The sequence below is a fragment of the Methylocaldum sp. genome (assembly GCF_035627495.1).
GTDB lineage: Bacteria > Pseudomonadota > Gammaproteobacteria > Methylococcales > Methylococcaceae > Methylocaldum.
The window spans coordinates 1-1,315 of the sequence record NZ_DASPLO010000105.1 but is presented as its reverse complement, the minus strand read 5'-3'; the positions used below and the strand labels follow the sequence as shown (position 1 = coordinate 1,315).

2 protein-coding genes are annotated in these 1,315 nt (G+C 51.6%); both read left to right on the top strand.

Going from position 1 to position 1,315, the window contains the following annotated elements:
- Positions 1 to 264: transposase (locus VEB01_RS09050; protein ID WP_324874726.1), on the top strand; the 264-nt coding region annotated here is incomplete at its 5' end.
- A gap of 106 nt (positions 265 to 370) precedes the next feature.
- Positions 371 to 1,051, top strand: a complete 681-nt coding sequence (locus VEB01_RS09045) for a hypothetical protein (protein WP_324874724.1) — start codon at positions 371 to 373, stop codon at positions 1,049 to 1,051.
- Positions 1,052 to 1,315: the final 264 nt, after the last annotated feature.

Genomic DNA, 1,315 nt, shown 5'->3' with positions numbered 1-1,315 from the left:
GCGGAAGCGCGGCGCCTCGCCGCCAAGCTGGAGATTCACTACACGCCCAAACATGGCAGTTGGCTGAACATGGCCGAGCTGGAACTGAGTGTGTTGGCGCGGCAGTGCCTGGCCGAGCGCATGGACAGCCAAGCGCACCTGGCGCGCGAAGTCGCTGCCTGGGAAACCCGCCGGAATACCGTCCGCGCCAAAATCGATTGGCGTTTCACCACCGACAATGCGCGCATAAAGCTCAAGCATCTTTACCCTTCAATTCAACCTTGATGAAGCACTAGCATTTTTCGAATTTATGCACCTTAGAGGTACTCCCTCAGAGGCGCAAAGTTTTGCGACATTTTGGGTGTCCATTTCTACTTAGGACTTACAAGCAATGAGTGATCAGTCAACAAGCCAGTGGAAGATCTTGAATGTCCTGCTAATAGGCGTCCTCATTCCACTGGTCGCGGCCGCAGTTCCTTGGCTCTTAGAACGAATTTCTCTGCCGCACGATCTTCAGTACACCTTTTCGGGACCAGTGACGACAAAGGCAGGCTTTGCATACTCAGTGGTGGTGGACAATAAAGGCAAACAACCAGAAAACGACTTAGAAGTGTGGTTGCCAGTGCCAGCTACCGCTCGGCTCGATTACGACTTTCAGAAAGACGGTCGATTCATCAAGTCTGAAACGAAGCCGATTGTTCAAGTTGAAGTGAGCATCCCCTCAACGCAGAAGATCAGCGGTGAAGACAAGCGGGTGCTAATTGTCGAAATACCGTCGTTGCGGCCGAACGAGAGCGCATCAATTTCTGTGTTAGCTGCTGGCGGCGACATAGGCTATCTGGCCGATTATCAGTTGAAGCAGCTTCGCATTGTGTCGAAGGATGCAGTCGGAAAACTCAATGAACCGGACGAGGCACTTGAGTTCTTGTACAAGGTAGGTAGCTGGTTGTTTTTGATGTTCTTCGTTTTTCTTATCAGCTATGGTGTGTATTACGAGTACTTCATGCCTCATGAGAAGAAAGAAAAATATCTTCTTGAGCAGATCGATAAGCTTGGAAAGCGTAAGCCCTAACCATCGCTTCCAGCCGACGCATTTGCCTTCGCTTCGGCAAATCCGCGGCTGAAGCGTGGCGTTAACTCGCGTAGGGCGCATTAGCTTTAGCGTAATGCGCCGAATGGAGAGTCCTCATGCGGCGGAATACGGGAGTACCCTATTCCGCCCTTGTATTATCGATTTCGTGATGTTCTTAAGATTTTGGAGATACTCCGTGTCTTAAGACTCACACCTGGCGGGCACGCCAGGTTCGAGCGACTGGATGCCGTTTCCGCCCTTGGG